Genomic DNA, 20321 nt, shown 5'->3' with positions numbered 1-20321 from the left:
CGGCGCGGTCCCCGGCGCCCAGGCGGAGTACCTGCGGGTCCCGCAGGCCCAGTTCGGGCCGATCAAGGTCCCCGAAGGCCCGCCCGACGACCGCTTCGTCTACCTCTCCGACGTGCTGCCCACCGCCTGGCAGGCGGTCGCCTACGCCGACATCCCCGTGGGCGGCAGCGTCGCCGTGCTCGGCCTCGGGCCGATCGGTGACATGGCCTGCCGGGTCGCCCAGGTGCGCGGCGCCGGGCGGGTGTTCGGCGTCGACCTGGTCCCCGAGCGGCTGGAGCGGGCCCGCGCGCGCGGCGTGGAGACGTACGACCTGAAGAGCTTCGACAGCGAGAAGGAACTGGTCGCCGCCATCCGCGACGAGACCGACGGGCGCGGCCCCGACGCCGTGATCGACGCGGTCGGCACCGAGGCGCACGGCAGCGCCGCCGCCAAGCTCACCCAGCAGGCCGCCGCCCTGCTGCCCCGGGCCATCGGCGCGCCGCTGGCGGAGCGCTTCAGCGTGGACCGGCTCGCCGCCCTGCACACCGCGATCGACCTGGTCCGCCGCGGCGGCACCCTGTCCCTCGTCGGCGTCTACGGCGGCATGGCCGACCCGCTGCCGATGCTCACCCTCTTCGACAAGCAGCTCCAGATCCGCATGGGGCAGGCCAACGTGCGGCGCTGGACCGACGAGATCATCCCCTACCTCACCGACGAGGACCCGCTCGGCGTCGACGACTTCGCCACCCACCGGGTGCCGCTGGACGACGCCCCGCACGCCTACGAGATGTTCCAGCGCAAGCGTGAGGGCGCGGTGAAGGTGCTGATGCAGCCGTGACACGGCAGGCGCCGGTGCGACCGTGACCGGCGGGGCGGCCACCCGGTCCGTGGGGCCGCCCCCGGCGGGTCACTTTTCGCCGAAGATCTGCGCGAGGTCGTACCGCACCGGCTCCTCCAGCTGGGCGTAGGTGCAGCTCTCCGGCGTCCGGTCGGGGCGCCAGCGGCGGAACCGGGCCGTGTGGCGGAACCTGGCCCCGTTCTCCATGTGGTCGTACGCCACCTCCGCGACCCGCTCGGGCCGCAGCGGCACCCACGACAGGTCCTTCTTGCCCGACCAGCGGCTCGGCGCGCCGGGCAGCCGCGCCGACTCGTGCGCGGCCTCCTCCGCCCAGGCCGCCCACGGATGCCCCTGGGCGTCCGTCATCCGCAGCGGCTCCAGCTCCGCCACCAGCTCGGCCCGCCTCTTCATCGAGAACGCCGCCGACACGCCCACGTGCTGGAGGACGCCCCGGTCGTCGTGGAGCCCGAGCAGCAGCGAGCCGACCACCGGCCCGCTCTTGTGGAGGCGGTAGCCCGCCACGACCACGTCCGCCGTCCGCTCATGCTTGATCTTGAACATGGCGCGCTCGTCCGGGCGGTAGCGCAGATCCATCGGCTTGGCGATCACCCCGTCCAGCCCCGCGCCCTCGTACTGCTCGAACCACTGCCGCGCCACCTCGATGTCGGTCGTCGCCGGCGCCACGTGCACCGGGGGCGTCGCCGCGTCCAGCGCCCTGACCAGCAGGGCCCGCCGGTCCACCTGGGGCACGTCGAGCAGCGACTCGGTGTCCAGGGCCAGCAGGTCGAAGGCGACGAAGGAGGACGGCGTCCTCTCCGCGAGCATCCGCACCCGCGAGTCCGCGGGGTGGATCCGCTCCGTGAGCGCGTCGAAGTCCAGCCGCCCCTCCCGCGCGATCACGATCTCCCCGTCCAGCACGCACCGCCGCGGCAACCGCTCCGCGAGCGCCGTCACCAGCTCGGGGAAATACCGGGTCAGCGGCTTTCCGGTACGGCTGCCCAGCTCCACCTCGGCGCCGTCCCGGAACACGATCGCCCGGAACCCGTCCCACTTCGCCTCGTACTGCATGCCTGGCGGGATCTTCGCCACGGACTTGGCGAGCATCGGCTTCACGGGGGGCATGACCGGCAGATCCATGGTCCGATTCTGCGCGCATACGGCCATAGATGCCCGGTATGCGAGGAACGAGAGGTGTGTCTACCGTGGCTGCATGGGCGAAGCGGTGGAACTCGAGGTGGCCGGCCGGACCGTGCGGCTGACCAACCCGGACAAGGTCTTCTTCCCGGAACGCGGCTTCACCAAGCTGGACCTCGCCCGGTACTACATCGCCGTCGGCCCCGGCATCCTGCGCGCCCTGCGGAACCGGCCCACCACCCTGGAGCGCTACCCCGACGGGGTGACCGGCGAGTGGTTCTACCAGAAGCGGGCGCCCAAGAGCATGCCCGACTGGATCCCCACCGCCCACATCACCTTCCCCAGCGGACGCACCGCCGACGAGATGTGCCCCACCGAGGAGGGCGCCGTGGTGTGGGCCGCCCAGTACGGCACCCTCACCTTCCACCCCTGGCCGGTCCGCCGCGACGACGTCGACCGCCCCGACGAACTGCGCATCGACCTCGACCCGCAGCCCGGCACCGACTACGACGACGCGGCCCGCGCCGCCCACGAACTACGTGCGGTACTGGAGGAGTTCGGCGGGCTGCGGGGCTTCCCGAAGACCTCCGGCGGGCGCGGACTGCACGTCTTCGTGCCCATCGAACCGCGCTGGACCTTCACCCAGGTCCGGCGCGCCGCCATCGCCGTCGGCCGGGAGCTGGAGCGGCGGATGCCGGAGCAGGTGACCATCAAGTGGTGGAAGGAGGAACGGGGGCAGAAGATCTTCGTCGACTACAACCAGACGGCCCGGGACCGGACCATCGCTTCCGCGTACTCCGTACGGCCCCGCCCGCACGCCCCCGTCTCCGCGCCGCTGCGCTGGGAGGAGGTCGGGGTGGCGCACCCGCAGGACTTCGACCTCGCGACCATGCCCGCGCGCTTCGCCGAGGCCGGCGACGTGCACGCGGACATGGACGAGCACCGCTACTCCCTGGACGCCCTGCTCGACCTCGCCCGCCGCGACGAGCACGACCACGGACTCGGCGATCTGCCGTACCCGCCCGAGTATCCGAAGATGCCGGGGGAACCCAAGCGGGTACAGCCGAGCAGGGCGAGGAAGGGCTGAGCCGCAGCCCTCGGGGACGGGCTACAACTCCCTGATCCTGATGTCCCGGTACGAGATCACATCGGTCGTGCCATGGACCTGGAGCCCGAGGTAGCCGGAGGCGAACCGCCGACCGTCGCTGCCCGGGTCGTCCGCGCGGGGCGGGGCGAACTCCTGGCCGCCGATGTTGTGGAACTCGTTGATCAGCACACCGTTGCGGTAGACCGAGTAGTGCTGGTCGACCACGCGGATCTCGTAGTCGTTCCAGGTGCCCTTCTGGGTGACACCGGCACCGGCGAGCCCGACCCGGTCGAAGCCGTACACCGAGCCCGTCTTGTACATGTCGCCGTCCGGCCGGTCCAGCACCTGCACCTCGTGGCCGTACTTGATGGCGACCCACTCCGGGCGCGGCTCCTCCGGGTGGTCGTGGACCCACGGGAAGCGCACGAAGACGCCGGAGTTGGCGTTGCCGGTGCCGGGCGCGTCGTCCCGCCACTGCAGGCGCAGCGAGAAGTCGCCGTACTTGCGCTGCGGGAACCACAGCATGCCCAGGCCCGCCTCGGTGGTGCCGCTGGTCATCGACCCGTCGGGGTTGAGGGCGAAGGAACCGCCGCCGACGTGCTGCCAGGCGGCGAACGACTCCGCGCTGCCGTCGAAGATTGTGCGGTAGCCGTCGGTCTGGCCGGGCCTGCCGATGCCGGACTGGCGCGCCGCCCGCTGGACCGCGTTGTACTCGCGCTGGTCGACGACCCCGTCGCGCAGCAGCGTGTCGAGGACCGCCTTCACATGCTTGAGGAAGAGCGCGTGCGAGGACCACTGCTTCTCGTCCTCGATCAGCTCGTTGATCCGGCAGCGGTTGTTCGTGACCCGGTTGGGGACGCCCGAGTCGACGGTGCCGACGATGACGGTGAGGCGTTCGTCGTACTCCGGGCAGTTCGGGGCCGGGACCTGGCCGGAGACGACGGTGAAGCTCACCGTGCGGGCCGGGGAGGTGTTGCCGGCCTTGTCGGTGGCGCGGTAGGCGACGGTGTGGGCGCCGGCGCGGTCGACGACCAGCGGTGCCGTGTAGGCGATGTACGGTCCACCGTCGAGCGCGTACTCGATACGGTCGACCCCCGACCCGCCCGGGTCGGTCGCGCTCACGTTCACCGTGGCCCGGTTGACGTAGGCCCCGTCGGAGTTCCGGGTACCGTCGACGGTCGCCCCGGTGACCGGCGGTGTGGTGTCCTGCGGGGGCGCGGCCACCACCGTGAACGCGACGCTCTTCTCCGCCGCCACGTTGCCCGCCTTGTCCGTGGCCCGGTAACGGACGGTGTGGTCGCCGGTCCGGTGCACCATCACGGGGGCGGTGTACGGCTGCCAGGCGCCGGACGCGCCGATCGCGTACTCGATGGTGTTCACCCCGGACCCGGTGTCCGAGGCGGTCACGGTGACCGTGGCCATGTCGATGTAGGTGCCGTCGGGATTGCGCTCGCCGCTGACCGTGGCCGAGGTCTCCGGCGGGGTGGTGTCGTCGGTCGGCGGGGCGACGACGGTGAACTCGACGCTCTTCTCGGCGGAGACGTTGCCGGCCCTGTCGTAGGCGCGGTAGCGGACGGTGTGGGTGCCGACCTGGTCGATGACGACCGGGGTGGTGTACGCGAGCCAGTCGCCGTCGGCGCCGACCGCGTACTGTATGCGGTCGACCCCCGACCCGCCGTCGGCGTCCGTCGCCCGGATGCCGACGCTCGCCGACCCGACGTACTGCCCCTGCCCGTTCCGCGTCCCGCTGACCTCCGCCGTGGCCTCGGGCGGTGTCGTGTCCTCGCCGCTGCCCTCGGTCACCACGAGGATGCCCTGCATGGACCCGTGGCCGGGAATGGTGCAGTGGTAGAAGTAGCGGCCCGGGGTCAGGGTGACCTCGGCGGTGTGCCGGCCGCCCATGTCGTCGTTCGGACCGGCCAGGATGTTCAGCGGGACGTCGCTGTTGAACTCGGGGTCGCTGGTCGCGAAGGTCAGGGTGTGCGGCATGCCGGTGGTGTTGCCGGTGGCCGCGCTGTTCTCGAAGACGATGGTCGCCGGGCCCGCCACCGCGGTCGCGGGCGCCGAGGTGTACTTGGTGATGTCGTCCCCGGCCGTCCAGGTGAGCACCTGGGCGGCTTCGGGTGCGGCGGACGCGGCGGGCGGTTCGCTCTGCCCGACCGCCGCCGGGGCCGCCTGCACCCCGAGCAGCAGGAGCAGCCCCGCCAGCAGGGCGGCCACCGTCCTTCGTCGGCGTCGTACGGTTCTCACGACTGAGACCCCCTCGCCAGCTGGTCGGCGGCCGGCGTCGGGCCGCCGCCGGTGTAGGTCACCCGCCACAGGGCGGACTTGGCGTCCGAGGTGAAGAACCCGCGGCCGTAGTCGAGCACGTACAGCGCGCCGTCCGGGCCGAACTTCCAGTCCATCAGGTTCTTGATGCCGTCGTTGCCGACCGGGACGATCTTCTTCAGCGACTCGGAGTGCACCGGCGGCCCGCCGTCGCCCTGCGTCCTCGGGTCCATCAGTACGGCGTTGCGCGGCTGGTCGGCGTCGTAGAAGTCGCCGACGAACCACTTGCCGTCCCAGTAGGCGGGCCAGGCCACGTCGCTGCCGGGCGCGACATCGGCGTGCCGGTAGACCGGCCCGTTCATCGCGGCCTGCCCGCCGCCCTTGAGCCACGGCAGCCGGTACGTGGCGTCCTCCTGCCGGTACGACGGAATCCCGTCGGCGTCGCGCGGGAAGTCGGGGCCGCCGCCCTGCGGGGAGTACCAGATGTTGTTCCCGGTGACCGGCGGGAGGTCGACCAGGCCGTCGTTGTTCGGGGACTCGTTCTTCGGATGGTCGCAGTCGTACCAGCCGAGCGGCTCGGACGGGTCCGGCAGGTTCCGGTCCCGGTACGGCTGCTTGTTGCCCATGCAGTACGGCCAGCCCCGGTTGCTCGCCTTGGTGATCACCGCGAAGGTGTCGTACTTCGCCGGGCCCCACACCGGGGACGGCGCCGAGGCGTCCGGGCCGACCCAGCCCGCGTAGAGGATGTCGGTGGTCTTGTCGACGAAGATGCGCGCCGGGTTCCTGACGCCCATGACGTAGATCTCGCCGCGGGTCTTGCCCCCGCCCTCGTCGGTCTCCTCGCCGGTGAACAGGTTCCCCTCGGGGAGGGTGTAGGTCCCGTCGGGCTCGGGGTGGATGCGCAGGATCTTGCCGTTGAGGTTGTTGGTGTTGCCGGCGGTGCGGCGGGCGTCGGCGAAGGACACGCCCTTGAAGTCGGGCTCCGGGTTGTTGCCGGAGTAACCGTCGCTGAAGCGGCTGGAGTTGTTGTCGCCGGTCGCGATGTACAGGTTGCCCTTGGAGTCCCAGGCCATCCCGCCGCCCGCGTGGCAGCAACTGTGGATCTGCACGGGCCACTCGAGCAGCACCTTCTCACTGCCCAGGTCCAGCTTGTCGGTGGCCCGGTCGAAGGTGAAGCGGGAGACGCGCCGCTCGGCCATCCGGGTCTCACGGTCGATCCCGGAGTGCGGGGTGTAGTGCAGGTACACCCACCCGTTCTCCTCGAACCGGGGGTCGAGTTCGATGCCGAGCAGGCCCTCCTCGACCTTGACCAGCTCGTCGCCGCCGCCCTTGTTGCCGAAGACCGTCAGCGCGCCCGCCAGGGTGACCTGTCCGGTCCTCGGGTCGTAGACGTGGATCTCGCCCTTGCCCTTGCCGATGTCCGGGTCGTTCCAGTCGGTGATCACCGGCTGGGAGGAGTCGGCGCCGCCGCGGCCGATGTAGAAGACCCGCCCGTCGGGGGCGGTGACCAGGCCGTGCGGCTCGCCGATCTGGTCGTTCCGGCCGGGCTGGTTGGGCTTGGTCAGCCGTTCGGCCCGGTAGTTGCCGTTGATGGTGGCCTTGCAGTCGGCGCGCACCAGCCGTGTGGTCCACAGCAGGGCGCCGCGCAGGTGGGCGCGGAAGTCGGTCTCGTCGTACGACGACACCGTGCCGCCCATGCCGGTGTAGAAGGAGCGGCCGCCGTCGTAGTCACGGCACCAGCTGACGGGATGGTCCCAGCCGCTCGCGCCGGTGCCGGGCCGGTATGTGGACTCCCGTACCCGGGCGACGGTGTGCACCGTGCCGGAAGGGTTCTTCACCCAGTTCAGCCACCGGTCCGGCCGCTTCCACTGCACCGGCAGATCCTTGGTGGCCGGGTGCACACGGTCGCCGACCTCCACCGTCGCCCGCTGCACGGTGGTGGGGCTCGAGGAGGCCGGGCGGGCGCCGATCAGCCCGGTGAACCACTCCGAGTACGGCTCCGCGCGGGCGGCGTCGTGCAGGCCGACGAAACCGCCGCCCGCCTCCATGTACGCCTCCAGGCCCGCTTCCTGCTCCGGGTCGAGGACGTCGCCGCCCCCGGTGAGGAAGACGATGGCGTTGAACCGGCCGAGCCTGGCCTCGTCGGTGAAGACCGAGGCGTCGTCCGTGGCCTCGACCTTGAAGCGCTGGTTCACCGGGCCGGACAGCCCGATCCGCTCGATCGCCTCGATCCCGGCGTTCACGAGCGGGGACTCGCCCCCGGACGCCGCGGAACCGTAGAAGATCAGCACCCGTACGTTCGCGCCGCCCGGCGGCGACTTGACGGACATCGTTGTCAGGGACGGTCCCGGCTCCGGGCGCGCACTCGCGGCGGTGCCGGAGAGCAGGCCTGCGGTGAGCAGACCGGCGGTCAGGACGGCCGTCACGGCGCGTCCGCCCATGCCCGGCCGTCGTCGTTTCCTGGGCCTTTGGTGCGGTGTGGACCGCATGTGGTCACCCACCCCTCGTCGGTCACAGCAACAGCGCCAAGGAAGCTAGACCTCTTTGCGTGGTTCGCCAATAGATATGACCGGGATCCAACGAACTTTGTCCTGGGTGTGGATAAACGCGGTGTGCCCCGCTACCGTCTCGAATCCCGTACCGGAGTGGGGAGTTCGGCATGGACAGACGTGGGTTCAACCGGCGGGTCCTCCTGAGCGGCGCGGCGGTCGCCGCGACATCGTTGTCCCTGGCGGCGGCACCCGAGGCCACCGGCGCCGGCGAAGCGGTCAGGACGGCCCCGGCCGGCGGCGAGGTGAGACGCATCCGGCTCTACGCCGAGCGACTCGCCGACGGACAGATGGGCTACGGCCTGGAGAAGGGCAAGGCGACGATCCCGGGACCGCTGATCGAGCTGAACGAGGGCGACACCCTGCACATCGACTTCGAGAACACCATGGACGTGCCGGTGAGTCTGCACGTCCACGGCCTGGACTACGAGATCTCCAGCGACGGCACCAAGCAGAACGGGAGCGACGTCGAACCCGGCGGCACCCGCACCTACACCTGGCGCACCCACGCCCCGGGCCGCCGCAAGGACGGCACCTGGCGGGCGGGCAGCGCCGGCTACTGGCACTACCACGACCACGTGGTGGGCACCGAACACGGCACGGGCGGCATCCGCAAGGGCCTGTACGGGCCGGTGATCGTCCGCCGCAAGGGCGACATCCTGCCGGACCGGACCCACACCATCGTCTTCAACGACATGACCGTCAACAACCGGCCCCCGCACACCGGCCCGGACTTCGAGGCGACGGTGGGCGACCGCGTCGAGTTCGTGATGATCACGCACGGCGAGTACTACCACACCTTCCACCTGCACGGACATCGCTGGGCCGACAACCGCACCGGCATGCTGACCGGCCCCGAGGACCCCAGCCAGGTCATCGACAACAAGATCGTCGGCCCGGCGGACTCCTTCGGCTTCCAGGTCGTCGCGGGGGAGGGCGTCGGGGCCGGCGCCTGGATGTACCACTGCCATGTGCAGAGCCATTCCGACATGGGGATGGTGGGGCTGTTCCTGGTGAAGAAACCGGACGGCACGATCCCCGGGTACGAGCCGCACGACCCCCACGAGCCGCACGGCTCGGGCGCGATGGGCGGGTCCGGGCCGGCCACCGGGCACGAGCACGCCCAATGACGAGCGCCGGAGACCGGCCCGGCCCTCTCGTCCGCCGGTGACGCGGGCACCACCTCGGGGCTCGGCCCGCGTGGTTATCCTTTTCGGCAACCGCCGAGGAGGAGTCCCGAAGTGACCGAGGCAGCGTCGCGTCCCACGCTGGAGGCCGTGGCCGCGCGGGCGGGCGTGTCCCGGGCCACCGTGTCGCGGGTGGTGAACGGCGGGGACGGAGTCCGCGAACCCCTGGTGGAGCGGGTCCGGCAGGCGGTGGAGGAGCTTGGCTACGTCCCCAACCAGGCGGCCCGCAGCCTGGTGACCAAGCGGCACGACGCGGTCGCCGTCGTCATCGCCGAACCGGAGGACCGGGTCTTCGCCGACCCGTTCTTCGCGCGGCAGTTGCGGGGCATCAGCAAGGAGCTGACCGCCCACGACAACCAGCTGGTGCTGCTGCTGACGGAGGGCCGCGACGACCACGCGCGCGTGGCCCGCTATCTGGCCGGCGGCCATGTCGACGGCGCGCTGGTGTTCTCCCTGCACCTCGACGACCCGCTGCCCGGCCTCATCCAGCGCGCCGGAGTGCCGACGGTGTTCGGCGGGCGGCCCGGCTGGAGCGACGAGGCACTGCGGGCCCCGTACGTCGACAGCGACAACCGCGGTGGCGCCCGGGAGGCCGTACGCCACCTCGCGGGCCTGGGCCGCACTCGCATCGCGCACATCACCGGCCCGCTCGACCAGACCTCGGCGGCGGACCGGCTCGACGGCTACCGGGACGTGGTGGGCGACGCGGACCCCCGGCTGGTCGTGGAGAGCGACTTCACACCGGCCGGCGGGGAGCGGGCCATGCGCGCACTCCTGGACCTTGTTCCCGGCCTGGACGCCGTGTTCGCCGCGAACGACCTGACCGCCGCGGGTGCCCTGCGGGTGCTGCGGGAGCGAGGCCGGCGTGTGCCCGACGACGTCGCCGTGATCGGCTTCGACGACATGCTGCCCCTGGCGGAACAGACCGACCCGCCGCTGACGACGGTCCGTCAGGACATCGAGGAGATGGGCCGCCTGATGGCCCGCCTGCTGCTGCACCGCCTCGACCCCGATACGCCGGCCACGCCGGACGGCGACGGCGCCGGGACGGACGCCCCGACCGGTGTGGTGCTGCCCACGACGCTGGTCCGGCGGGCCTCCGCCTGACGGGCGCGCCCGCACCTTCGCGCCGCCCCGTCACGCCCCGCGGAACCCGGCGGTCACGCCGGGACGCTCGTCGGCGATGCCCTTCGCGACGCCGCGCCGGCGCCTGCCCGCCGCCACGAGTTCGGCCGCCGTGCCCGCGGCGGACACGAACGCGGTCACCGCGTAGCCGACCCGCGACCACAGGGGCGCGCGCCGGGTCCGAGAAGGCGACGAAGGCGCACCAGGCCACCCCTGGCAACAGCCCTCCTGGCCGCCCCTCCCGCACGGGACGACTCGCGGCTTTCGGCGGGGACCTGCGGCGTCATGCGCAGCCTCCGCTCTCAGTGCTCCTGAAGAGAAGTCACCTTGCACGGGATCGAATCCTGACAGGTTTGGTGCGCCGCCCCCGCTCCGGTTCACTCCTGGGACGGCGCGCTCTTGATCACCGCGAAGCGGGCGCCGTACGGGTCGGCGAGTTTGGCGATGCGGCCTACGCCGGGCACGTCGGTGGCGGGCATGCGGACGGTGCCGCCCAGCCGTTCGGCGTCGGCGACGGTGGCGTCGGTGTCCTCGGCCTCGAAGTACGCCAGCCAGTAGGGGTCCGCGTCCGCCTCCGCCGGATCGTCGGCCAGCGGCACCATGCCGCCGAACATGGAGTCCTCGCCGCCGCCCGCGGGGTTGACCGTGGTGTAGACGCCGCCGGGGAAGGGGACGCCGAAGGTCTCCAGACCCAGCACAGCGCGGTAGAACGCGGCGGCGGCCGGCAGGTCCGCCGTGTACAGCTCCACCCAGCACAGGGAGCCCGGGTCGCCCGCCACGTCGATGCCCGCGGTCCGCCCCGGCTGCCAGATGCCGAACGGCACGCCCGCCTTGTCGGTGAGGATCGCCATGCGGCCCTGGTCCGCCACGTCCATGGGCCGCTGCACCACACCGCCGTGCGCCTGTTCGGCCGCCCGGACGCCGGCCTCCGCGTCCGGGCTCTGGAAGTAGACAGTCCAGGAGGGCGGGCCCTGCGCCGGGGCGGTCTGCATCCCGCCGGCCACCGTCCGGCCGTCCAGCTGGAAGAAGCCGTACCCGCCGGCCGCGGGTCCCGCCGGCTGGAAGCGCCAGCCGAAGAGACCGCCGTAGAAGGAGACGGCGCCCTCGATGTCGGGGGTGCCGACATCGACCCAGTTCGGGGCGCCGTCGACGAAACGGGTGGTGAGCATCTTCGCCCTCCTCGGAAGGGTCCCGTTGCCTGCTCTGCCGAGTCTCGCACCGCCCACCGACAACCGCCGCCGGAACCCGCACCGGTAGTCACTCACGGTGACTGTCGTGGCCTTCGGTGTTTCCGCGGTTTCCGCGCGCCGCCGTGCGTCGGGCACCCCGCGCGGGGCATCATCGGGGCGGCCGGGGGCCCTGGAGCGCCGCGTTGATCCGGCGTTGATCGAACGTTTTTCGCCGTCCGGCAGGCTCTCGGACATGCAGCTCGAAACGATCACCCCGGCCACCCCCGTCTGGCAGTCGCAGGCCCTGTGCGCGCAGACCGGGGCGGACTTCTTCTTTCCCGAGCCCGGCAGCTCGGTGCGTGAGGCGAAGCGCATCTGCGGTATGTGCGAGATGCGGGCCGCCTGCCTCGAGTACGCCCTCACCCACGACGAACGCTTCGGCGTCTGGGGCGGCCTGTCCGAGAAGGAGCGCCTCGGGCTGCGCCGTACCTCGCACTGAGCGCACCGGGATCCCGGCGTCCTCGCCGTCGCCCCGCGCGACGTCTGACACGCCGGCCCCAACAGCACGGGTGCCGGTACGGCCGTATCGGTCCAGGCTGTCGGGGCGGGGCCGTGCGGGATCCGTCCGGCCGTGGCGCGAGTCCGATCCGCTGCCGCACGCGCGCGGCGTCCTCCTCGATCAGGTCCGGGAGGAAGCCGGCCGGTGATGCAGGGCCCGCATGATGCCGCAGCCCCGATCACGGCCGTACGACCGACACGGCCCCCATGATCGTCCGCCCGGGGCTACAGGGCCGCGCGGGCGGCCATCCGGGCCTTGCGGGCGGCCAGCTTCTCGTCGAACTTCGAGGCCTCGGAGTCCAGGCCGTTCATGAACAGGCCGAGCTCCTCCTGCGCCTTGAGGCCCTCGGGGCCGAGCCCGTCGATCTCCAGGACCCTCAGGAAGCGCAGCACCGGCTGGAGCACGTCGTCGTGGTGGATGCGCAGGTTGTAGACCTCGCCGATGGCCATCTGCGCGGCGGCCCGCTCGAAGCCGGGGATGCCGTGGCCGGGCATGCGGAAATTCACTACGACGTCGCGGACCGCCTGCATGGTGAGGTCGGGCGCCAGCTCGAAGGCCGCCTTGAGCAGGTTCCGGTAGAACACCATGTGCAGGTTCTCGTCGGTGGCGATGCGCGCCAGCATGCGGTCGCAGACCGGGTCGCCGGACTGGTGGCCGGTGTTGCGGTGCGAGATGCGGGTGGCGAGTTCCTGGAATGCGACGTAGGCGATCGAGTGCAGCATCGAGTGCCGGTTGTCGGACTCGAAGCCCTCGCTCATGTGGGCCATGCGGAACTGCTCCAGCTTGTCCGGGTCCACCGCGCGCGAGGTGAGCAGGTAGTCGCGCATGACGATGCCGTGCCGGCCCTCCTCGGCGGTCCAGCGGTGCACCCAGGTGCCCCAGGCGCCGTCACGGCCGAACAGGCTGGCGATCTCGTGGTGGTAGCTGGGCAGGTTGTCCTCGGTCAGCAGGTTCACCACCAGGGCGATCCGGCCGATCTCGGTGACCTTGGACTGTTCCTTGTCCCAGGCTTCGCCGTCCTCGAAGAGGCCGGGGAAGTTGCGGCCGTCGGACCACGGCACGTACTCGTGCGGCATCCAGTCCTTGGCGACGTTCAGGTGGCGGTTCAGTTCCTTCTCGACCACTTCCTCCAGGGCGTACAGCAGCCGTGCGTCGGTCCAGACGGAAGGGCTGCCGAGGTGGGGAGAGGTGATCGTCACGGGTACTCCAGGGGGACGGGCTTCGACTACAGGTACGGGTGCCCCGGCGGGCGGCGCCGGAACCTACGGGATCGTAGGCTACGAATCCGTAGGTTACGAAGCCGTAGGTTAAGGTCGCCGTAAAGAGCGCTGATCAGGTGCCCTTTGCCCGAGCCGTTCCGATATGCGGAGAAGCCCCGGGACACGCAGGTCCCGGGGCTGAACCGTTGGGCAGGTCACCCGGTCAGGCGTACAGCTCGCGCAGCCGCACCGAGAGACATGTCACACAGCCCTCCAGCTTCTCGAACTCGCCGATGTCGACGACGACCGGCTCGTAGCCGAGGTCGGCGAACAGCTCGGCGGTCTTCGGGGCGCTGGCCGCCATCAGCAGCTTGTGGCCGCCGAGCAGCACCACGTGGGACCCGGAGTCCTCCGGCACGTGCAGGAAACGCCCGAACAGCGACGGCGTGTCCATCAGCGGGATGCGCCCGATCACCGTCCCGTCCGGCAGCGCCGTGACCGCCGACTTCAGGTGCAGCACCTTGCTCACCGGCACGGACACCACCCGCGCCCCCAGCGGCTCGAAGGCGGCCCGCAGCTGCTGCACGCCCGCCGCGTTGGTACGGCCGCCGCGGCCCACGTAGACGGTGTCGCCGATCTTCAGGACGTCGCCGCCGTCCAGGGTGCCCGGGTCCCAGATCCAGTTCACCGAGCAGCCGAGGCTCGCCACGGTCTCCTCGACCGCGATGGTCTCGGAGCGGCGGGACTGGGCGCCGGGACGGGTGATCAGGGCGACGTTCTTGTACATCACCACGGTGTCCTCGACGAACACCGAGTCGGGACAGTCGTCGGCGGGGTCGACCTCGACGGTCTCCCAGCCGTGGGTGCGCAGCGCCTCCGCGTACGCCTCCCACTGCTTCACCGCGCGGTCGAGGTCGACCTCCGTACGTGCGACGTGCGTGACGAGGCCTTCGGCCAGGCGGGGACTGGGGCGGCGGATGAGGGCCTTCTTGCTGGGCACGGGGGTCTCCGTATCGGATGGGTGGTTCTGGTCGTGGCCGAAACCCGTCGGGTGTCGGCGCACATCATGCAGGCCCATTGTCGGAGAGGGCAGCCCGGCCGGGCGCGGACGGGGTGCCGCCCGCCGCCTCGCCGCGCCCTCGTCACCCCCGTCGCCTCACCGCACCCTCGTCACCTCCGTCGCCTCACCGCACCCCCGTGACCCGCCGCAGATGCTCGCCGGTGTACGACCCCTCCGCCCTCAGCAGCTCGCTCGGAGTCCCCTCGAACACCACGCGTCCGCCGTCCCGTCCGCCGCCCGGGCCGAGATCGACCACCCAGTCGGCGTGGGCCACCACGTGGAGGTTGTGCTCCACGACCACGACCGTGTTGCCCGCGTCGACCAGCCGGTCCAGCAGCGCCAGCAGCCCGTCGACGTCCGACATGTGCAGCCCGGTCGTCGGCTCGTCGAGGACGTAGACCGCTCCGGTGCGGTGCAGCCGCGTCGCCAGCTTGATCCGCTGGCGTTCGCCGCCGGAGAGCGTCGACAGGGGCTGACCGAGGGTCAGATAAGTGAGGCCGACGTCGCGCAGGGCGCGCAGCCGCCGCCGTACGCCGGAGTCCTCGAAGAAGTCCAGGGCCTGCTCGGCGGTCATCTCCAGCACGTCCGCGACGGAGTGGCCGCCCACGGCCAGCCGCAGCACCTCCTCCCGGAACCGCCGCCCCTCGCAGGTGTGGCACGTGGTCGTCACCGGGTCCATGAAGGCGAGGTCCGTGCAGATCACCCCGCGGCCCTCGCAGGTGCCGCAGGCGCCCGCGGAGTTGAAGCTGAACAGCCCGGGGTCGGCGCCCGTCTCCCGCGCGAAGAGCCGCCGTACGGTGTCCATCACCCCCAGGTAGGTCGCGGGCGTCGACCGCGCGGAGATGCCGATGGACGACTGGTCGACGACCACGGCCTGCGGGTGCGCCTCGGTCAGTGCGGCGACCAGCGTGCTCTTCCCGGACCCGGCGACGCCGGTCACCGCCGTGAGCACCCCGGCCGGGAACCGCACGGTGACGTCCCGCAGGTTGTGCCGGCCGGCGCCCTTGACCCACAGCTCGCCGGCCGCCGCGCGGACCTGCTTCTTCACCGTCGTACGGCGTCCCAGGCACCGCCCGGTCAGGGTCCCGGACGCGGCCAGCCCGCGCGGGGTGCCCTCGAAGACGACCCGCCCGCCGTCGGCGCCCGCGCGGGGACCCATGTCGACCACGTGGTCGGCGAGCGCGATGACGTCCGGGTCGTGCTCGACGACCAGCACCGTGTTGCCCTTGTCGCGCAGCCGCAGCAGCAGGTCGCCGAGCCGGCCGACATCGCGCGGGTGCAGCCCGACGCTCGGCTCGTCGAAGATGTACGTCATCCCGGTCAGGCTGGAGCCCAGATGGCGCACGGTCTTCAGCCGCTGCCCCTCGCCCCCGGAAAGGGTGGCGGTCTCCCGGTCCAGGCTGAGGTAGCCGAGGCCGATCGCCTCGATGCGCTCCAGGGCGGCGACCGCGGCCCGCGCGATCGGCCGGGCCACCGGGTCGCCGATCTCCCTCAGCACCCCGATCAGATCGCCGACCTGCATCCGGGCGCAGTCGGCGATGGACAGCCCGCCGATCCGGGTGGCGAGCGCGGCGGCGTTGAGCCGTGCCCCCGCGCACTCCGGGCAGGTGTCCTCGACGAGGAAGCGTGCGACGAGATCGCGGGTCTTCTGGCTGAGCGCGGACAGGTCCCGCTTGAGGTACAGCCGTTCGAACCGGTCGGCCAGGCCTTCGTAGTCGTGGGCCCATGAGCCGCCGCTGCCGTCGATCGTGACCTTCGTGCCACGCCCGCGCAGCAGGAACTCCCGCTCGGCGGCCGTGAACTCGCCGACCGGCTTGTGCGGGTCGAGCTCCGCCGCGTTGGTGTACGCCTTCCCGTGCCAGGTGCCCGCCGCGAACGGCGGGAACAGGATCGCGCCGTCCGCCAGGGACCTGGCCGGGTCGAGGATCCGGTCCCAGGCGGGCTGCACGGTCCGGCCCAGGCCGTCGCAGCGCGGGCACATGCCCGACGGGTCGTTGAACGAGTACGCCGTGGCCGGACCGGCGCTGGGGGTGCCGTGCCGGGAGAACAGCACCCGCAGCACCGAGTAGACGTCGGTCATGGTGCCGACCGTGGACCGCGAGTGGCCCCCGATCGGCTTCTGGTCGACGACGATCGCGGGCGACAGGTCCTCCAGGGCGTCCGCGTGCGGCTGCTCGTACTTGGGCAGCCGGTTGCGCACGAACCACGTGAAGGTCTCGTTCAGCTGGCGCTGCGACTCGACCGCGATGGTGTCGAACACGATCGAGGACTTCCCCGATCCCGAGACGCCGGTGAACACGGTCAGCCGGCCTTTCGGGATGCGGAGGGTGACGTCCTTGAGGTTGTTCTCCCGGGCTCCGACGATGGTGATGAACTCGCGCATGCCCTCGACGCTAGGAGGGATACCCGACAGCCTCTGGCGTGATTTCCGTGAGTTCTCCGTCCAGCCGCAGCCAGCGGGTGATGCCGAGGGACTCCAGGAACGGCAGGTCGTGGCTGGCCACGATCAGCGCCCCCTCGTACGACTCCAGGGCCGAGGTGAGCTGGCGCACGCTCGCCATGTCCAGGTTGTTCGTCGGCTCGTCCAGCATCAGCAGCTGCGGGGCCGGTTCCGCCAGCATCAGCGCGGCCAGCGCCGCCCGGAAGCGTTCGCCGCCGGACAGGGTGTCCGCCCTCTGGTCGGCGCGGGCGCCCCGGAACAGGAACCGGGCCAGCCGCGCCCGGATCCGGTTGTTGGTGGCGTCCGGCGCGAACCGGGCCACGTTCTCGGCGACCGTCAGCTCGCCGTCGAGGACGTCGAGGCGCTGCGGCAGGAACCGCAGCGGCACATGCGCCGTCGCCTCCCCGGACACCGGCGCGAGTTCCCCCGCGATGGTGCGCAGCAGGGTCGTCTTGCCCGCCCCGTTGCGCCCGATCAGCGCGATCCGTTCCGGGCCGTGCAGATCGTGACCGCCCGCCACGCGCGCGCCGTACGCCAGTTCCAGGTCGCGCAGGGTGAGCACGGCCCGGCCCGCGGGCACGGCGGTGTGGGGCAGGTCGACGCGGATCTCGTCGTCGTCCCGTACGGCCTCCGCCGCCTCGTCGAGCCGTTCCCTGGCCTCGGCCAGCTTCTCCTCGTGCATGATGCGGTGCTTGCCGGCGGAGACCTGGGCCGCGCGCTTGCGCGCCCCCATGACGATCTTGGGTTCGCGTTTGCTGTCCCACATCTTCTGGCCGTACCGCTTGCGGCGGGCCAGCTTCATGTGGGCGTCGGACAGCTCCCGCTTCTGCTTGCGCAGGTCCGCCTCGGCGACCCGCACCATGCGCTCGGCCGCCTCCTGTTCGACGGCGAGCGCGTCCTCGTAGGCCGAGAGGTTCCCGCCGTACCAGGTGATCTCCCCGGAGCGCAGATCGGCGATCTGGTCGACACGTTCGAGGAGTTCGCGGTCGTGGCTGACCACGACCAGCACGCCCGGCCAGGACTCGACGGCCGCGTACAGCCGCCGGCGGGCGTACAGGTCGAGGTTGTTGGTCGGCTCGTCCAGCAGCAGGACGTCCGGCCGGTCGAGCATCAGCGCGGCCAGGCGCAGCAGCACCGACTCGCCGCCGGACACCTCGCCGATGGTGCGGTCGAGGTCGATGTGGCTGAGGCCGAGTTCGCCGAGGGTCGCCAGCGCGCGCTCCTCGACGTCCCAGTCGTCGCCGACCGTCTCGAAGTGCCGCTCGGACACGTCACCGGCCTCGATGGCGTGCAGGGCGGCCCGCCGGCCGGCGATGCCCAGTGCCTCGTCGACCCGCAGGGCGGTGTCCAGCGTGACGTTCTGCGGGAGGTAACCGACCTGGCCCGCGGCGCGCACGCTGCCGTCGGTGGGGGTCAGTTCACCGGCGATCAGTTTCAACAGGGTGGATTTACCGGACCCGTTGACGCCGACGAGCCCGGTGCGGCCGGGGCCGAAGGAGGCGTCCAGGCCGTCGAAGACGCAGGTGCCGTCGGGCCAGGTGAAGGACAGGGAGGTGCAGGTGAGGGAAGTATGCATATGGGCCTCGCGGTTGCTTGAAGCGGTCAGGAGCAACGCGTGTCGAGACACCGGGGAGCGACGACCGGGGGGAGGGGTCCGCGAGGGCACGGGGAGGAAAGGGAAAAGCCCTGCACCGCAAGGACGGCTCGACGCCGAGGTCGCACGCGACGCACACACGGGTGGTGTGTGACGTGGTGTCTCAGGACCTCAGAGGAGCAACGTCCTTCTCCGATCGGCGGCAACAGGAACGCCATACACCGTACGAGGGCGGCTGCGGAGTGTCAACGGTTTTCCGCCCGGTCCGCGCCGGGACCTCCGGTGCGCCCTTCACGGCCAGGAACCCCACGACCAGGAACCTCGGACCAGGAACCTCGGACCAGGAACCTCGGACCAGGAACCTCGGACCAGGCACCCCGGACCAGGCACCCCGGACCAGGCACCCCGGACCAGGCACCCCGGACCAGGAACCTCACGACCATGTCGGATTCCTGCCGGACCGGCCCGCGCACGGGCTGGTTGAGTGAGCCGTATGACCCACGACACCGCCCTGTACGACCGCGCCCTCGCCTTCCGGTCCCTGCATGTCCCCGGCCGGCCGCTGGTCCTGCCCAACGTCTGGGACCGCGCCAGCGCCCGTCTCGTCGAGGAGGCCGGTGCCACCGCCGTGGCCACCACCAGCGCCGGGCTCGCCTGGGAGCTGGGCGCGTCCGACGGCGACCACCTGGAGCGTGACCGGGCCCTGACCGCCGTCGCGGCCGTCGCGAGCGCGGTCCGGGTGCCGGTGAGCGCCGACATCGAGACCGGGTACGCGGCGGACGCGGCGGGCGTCGCCGGCACCGTCCGCGCGGTGCTCGCGGTCGGCGCCGTCGGGATCAACATCGAGGACGCGCTGCACACCCCCGGCCGGGGTCCGCTGCGCCCGGTGGCGGAGCAGGCCGAGCGGATCGCCGCCGCGCGCGCGGCGGCCGACGAGGCGGGCGTGCCGCTGTTCGTCAACGCGCGCGTGGACACCTTCCTGCGCGGTGCCGGGGGAGTGGACGCCACGCTGGAGCGGGCCGCGGCCTTCCTCGCCGCGGGCGCCGACGGGATCTTCGTCCCCGGGGCCGTCGACCCGGGGACGGTGAAACTGCTCGCCGACGGCGTCGACGGGCCGCTGAACGTGCTGGCGGGCCCCGGCGCGCCGTCCGTCGCCGAGCTGGCCGCACTGGGCGTCGCGCGAGTGAGCGTGGGCGCTGCCGTGGCTCAGGCCGCGCACGCCCTGGTCCGCCGCGCCGCGCGGGAGCTGCTGGGCGCGGGGACCTACGACACGCTGGCCGGCGGGCTCGACTACGGCGAGCTGGACGCGCTGCTCGGTGGCACCCCCTAGCAGGCGTCCCGCATCAGCACCGCGAGATCGTGGTCCAGGTCCAGGTAGGCGTCCTCCAGACCCTCGGGCACCAGCCGGCGCGTCGCCTCCAGGAAGCGGCGTATCTCGGCCGAGTGGACGTGCACCACGGCGGTGCCCTCGGGGGCGTGGAACTCCAGGACGGTGCGGTCGTAGCCGTACGGCCGCACACGGACGTCCCCCTGGCCCTCGGGGCCCTCCTGGCCCGCGGCGAGGAGCTCGCGGGAGAACGTCCAGCAGACCTCCACGCCCTCCAGGGTGGCCTGGGCCGGGAAGGTCATCCGAACGGCGAACGGATCGCGCCGGTCGTAGTACAGCGTGGCCGGGATGCTCGGCATCCGCGGCGCGGCGGCGACGAGGCGGGCCTCGACGGGCTGCTCGATGACGGTGGACAACGCCTTGCTCCCTTGTGACGGCCGGACGGACTTCCGGGGATGAGGCCGGGCACTGGGAGAGACGTCGGAATCGGCGCGTCCGTGCATGCCCGTGCCCAGTGACCTCCGTCACCGTGTTCCATCTCCGCCGTGATTCAGTCATACGGATGTGACGCGTGGGATGACCTGCGGCTTTTGCCCCTGTCGATCCCGGGTGACCGGCGGGGTGGCTCCCGCGCGGGGGCCCTCTGGACGGCGCCCGGGAGGTCCGCTAGCTTCGCCCGCCATGAGGCGCTGGGGGAACACGGGACACGGGACACCGACGGGACGCACGGCACGGGGCGGGCGCCCGGCTCGGCCGGGACGGGCGGGACGGGCTGCCGGAGCGATTGCCGCCGCGGTGGCGATCGC

16 protein-coding genes are annotated in these 20321 nt (G+C 72.0%); 6 read left to right on the top strand and 10 right to left on the bottom strand.

Annotated features, from left to right (window positions below; all coding sequences use genetic code 11):
- A partial coding sequence (locus CCN42_RS21120; RefSeq protein ID WP_086737832.1) for a zinc-binding dehydrogenase occupies positions 1 to 817 on the top strand: 817 nt, incomplete at its 5' end.
- A 69-nt stretch (positions 818 to 886) separates the two neighbouring features.
- Here the strand turns inward: CCN42_RS21120 and CCN42_RS21115 are convergent.
- Complete coding sequence (locus CCN42_RS21115; protein ID WP_086737829.1) at positions 887 to 1954, bottom strand: ATP-dependent DNA ligase; 1068 nt, start codon at positions 1952 to 1954, stop codon at positions 887 to 889.
- Between the two features lie 73 nt (positions 1955 to 2027).
- On the opposite strand from CCN42_RS21115, the gene ligD reads away from it, so the two are divergent.
- Entirely contained in the window at positions 2028 to 3038 is a 1011-nt protein-coding gene (gene ligD / locus CCN42_RS21110) for a non-homologous end-joining DNA ligase (protein ID WP_086737828.1), read from the top strand.
- A 21-nt stretch (positions 3039 to 3059) separates the two neighbouring features.
- On the opposite strand, the gene CCN42_RS21105 is transcribed toward ligD, so the two are convergent.
- Positions 3060 to 5288, bottom strand: a complete 2229-nt coding sequence (locus CCN42_RS21105; protein ID WP_086737826.1) for an OmpL47-type beta-barrel domain-containing protein — start codon at positions 5286 to 5288, stop codon at positions 3060 to 3062.
- Positions 5285 to 7747, bottom strand: coding sequence for a ThuA domain-containing protein (locus CCN42_RS21100; RefSeq protein WP_245877395.1), 2463 nt, complete (start codon positions 7745 to 7747; stop codon positions 5285 to 5287). Before CCN42_RS21100 ends, CCN42_RS21105 begins: the two co-directional genes overlap by 4 nt.
- 218 nt (positions 7748 to 7965) lie before the next feature.
- On the opposite strand from CCN42_RS21100, the gene CCN42_RS21095 reads away from it, so the two are divergent.
- Both CCN42_RS21095 and CCN42_RS21090 read left to right on the top strand, forming a co-directional pair.
- Positions 7966 to 8985, top strand: coding sequence for a multicopper oxidase domain-containing protein (locus CCN42_RS21095; RefSeq protein ID WP_245877394.1), 1020 nt, complete (start codon positions 7966 to 7968; stop codon positions 8983 to 8985).
- A 111-nt stretch (positions 8986 to 9096) separates the two neighbouring features.
- A complete protein-coding gene (locus CCN42_RS21090) occupies positions 9097 to 10149 on the top strand; it encodes a LacI family DNA-binding transcriptional regulator (RefSeq protein WP_086737825.1) in 1053 nt (350 codons plus the stop codon).
- A 30-nt stretch (positions 10150 to 10179) separates the two neighbouring features.
- Here the strand turns inward: CCN42_RS21090 and CCN42_RS45670 are convergent, their stop codons facing one another.
- Both CCN42_RS45670 and CCN42_RS21085 read right to left on the bottom strand, forming a co-directional pair.
- A complete protein-coding gene (locus tag CCN42_RS45670; RefSeq protein WP_281259515.1) occupies positions 10180 to 10308 on the bottom strand; it encodes a hypothetical protein in 129 nt (42 codons plus the stop codon).
- Between the two features lie 236 nt (positions 10309 to 10544).
- Positions 10545 to 11336, bottom strand: a complete 792-nt coding sequence (locus CCN42_RS21085; protein WP_086737823.1) for a VOC family protein — start codon at positions 11334 to 11336, stop codon at positions 10545 to 10547.
- Positions 11337 to 11589: 253 nt separating this feature from the next.
- Between CCN42_RS21085 and CCN42_RS21080 the strand changes: the two genes are divergently transcribed.
- Positions 11590 to 11835 carry a WhiB family transcriptional regulator gene (locus CCN42_RS21080; RefSeq protein ID WP_211294760.1) on the top strand — a complete coding sequence of 82 codons (246 nt, stop codon included), beginning with the start codon at positions 11590 to 11592 and terminating at the stop codon, positions 11833 to 11835.
- 284 nt (positions 11836 to 12119) lie between these two features.
- On the opposite strand, the gene CCN42_RS21075 is transcribed toward CCN42_RS21080, so the two are convergent.
- The 4 genes from CCN42_RS21075 to CCN42_RS21060 form a co-directional block, all read right to left on the bottom strand.
- Entirely contained in the window at positions 12120 to 13094 is a 975-nt protein-coding gene (locus CCN42_RS21075) for an acyl-ACP desaturase (RefSeq protein WP_086737820.1), read from the bottom strand.
- 223 nt (positions 13095 to 13317) lie between these two features.
- Positions 13318 to 14094 carry a dimethylargininase gene (gene ddaH / locus CCN42_RS21070; protein ID WP_086172281.1) on the bottom strand — a complete coding sequence of 259 codons (777 nt, stop codon included), beginning with the start codon at positions 14092 to 14094 and terminating at the stop codon, positions 13318 to 13320.
- Between the two features lie 184 nt (positions 14095 to 14278).
- Positions 14279 to 16537 carry an ATP-binding cassette domain-containing protein gene (locus CCN42_RS21065; RefSeq protein ID WP_086737818.1) on the bottom strand — a complete coding sequence of 753 codons (2259 nt, stop codon included), beginning with the start codon at positions 16535 to 16537 and terminating at the stop codon, positions 14279 to 14281.
- 10 nt (positions 16538 to 16547) lie between these two features.
- Entirely contained in the window at positions 16548 to 18170 is a 1623-nt protein-coding gene (locus CCN42_RS21060; RefSeq protein ID WP_086737816.1) for an ABC-F family ATP-binding cassette domain-containing protein, read from the bottom strand.
- Between the two features lie 511 nt (positions 18171 to 18681).
- On the opposite strand from CCN42_RS21060, the gene CCN42_RS21055 reads away from it, so the two are divergent.
- On the top strand, positions 18682 to 19518 hold the full coding sequence (locus CCN42_RS21055) for an isocitrate lyase/PEP mutase family protein (protein WP_086737814.1): 837 nt from the start codon (positions 18682 to 18684) through the stop codon (positions 19516 to 19518).
- Here CCN42_RS21055 and ssgD read toward each other — a convergent pair.
- Positions 19515 to 19931, bottom strand: a complete 417-nt coding sequence (gene ssgD / locus CCN42_RS21050; protein ID WP_086172285.1) for a spore wall synthesis regulator SsgD — start codon at positions 19929 to 19931, stop codon at positions 19515 to 19517. The two genes, CCN42_RS21055 and ssgD, sit on opposite strands and share 4 nt — an antisense overlap.
- Positions 19932 to 20321 lie beyond the last annotated feature (390 nt).

This window comes from Streptomyces glaucescens (assembly GCF_002154375.1).
Lineage (GTDB): Bacteria > Actinomycetota > Actinomycetes > Streptomycetales > Streptomycetaceae > Streptomyces > Streptomyces glaucescens.
This window is presented reverse-complemented; position numbering and strand designations above follow the sequence as displayed.

Bases quoted from the DNA above. Each gene is read 5' to 3' on its own strand.
- CCN42_RS21115 (WP_086737829.1), bottom strand. From the start codon at position 1,954: ATGGATCTGCCGGTCATGCCCCCCGTGAAGCCGATGCTCGCCAAGTCC.
- ligD (WP_086737828.1), top strand. From the start codon at position 2,028: ATGGGCGAAGCGGTGGAACTCGAGGTGGCCGGCCGGACCGTGCGGCTG.
- CCN42_RS21100 (WP_245877395.1), bottom strand. From the start codon at position 7,747: ATGGGCGGACGCGCCGTGACGGCCGTCCTGACCGCCGGTCTGCTCACC.
- CCN42_RS21095 (WP_245877394.1), top strand. From the start codon at position 7,966: ATGGACAGACGTGGGTTCAACCGGCGGGTCCTCCTGAGCGGCGCGGCG.
- CCN42_RS21085 (WP_086737823.1), bottom strand. From the start codon at position 11,336: ATGCTCACCACCCGTTTCGTCGACGGCGCCCCGAACTGGGTCGATGTC.
- CCN42_RS21080 (WP_211294760.1), top strand. From the start codon at position 11,590: ATGCAGCTCGAAACGATCACCCCGGCCACCCCCGTCTGGCAGTCGCAG.
- CCN42_RS21065 (WP_086737818.1), bottom strand. From the start codon at position 16,537: ATGCGCGAGTTCATCACCATCGTCGGAGCCCGGGAGAACAACCTCAAG.
- CCN42_RS21060 (WP_086737816.1), bottom strand. From the start codon at position 18,170: ATGCATACTTCCCTCACCTGCACCTCCCTGTCCTTCACCTGGCCCGAC.
- CCN42_RS21055 (WP_086737814.1), top strand. From the start codon at position 18,682: ATGACCCACGACACCGCCCTGTACGACCGCGCCCTCGCCTTCCGGTCC.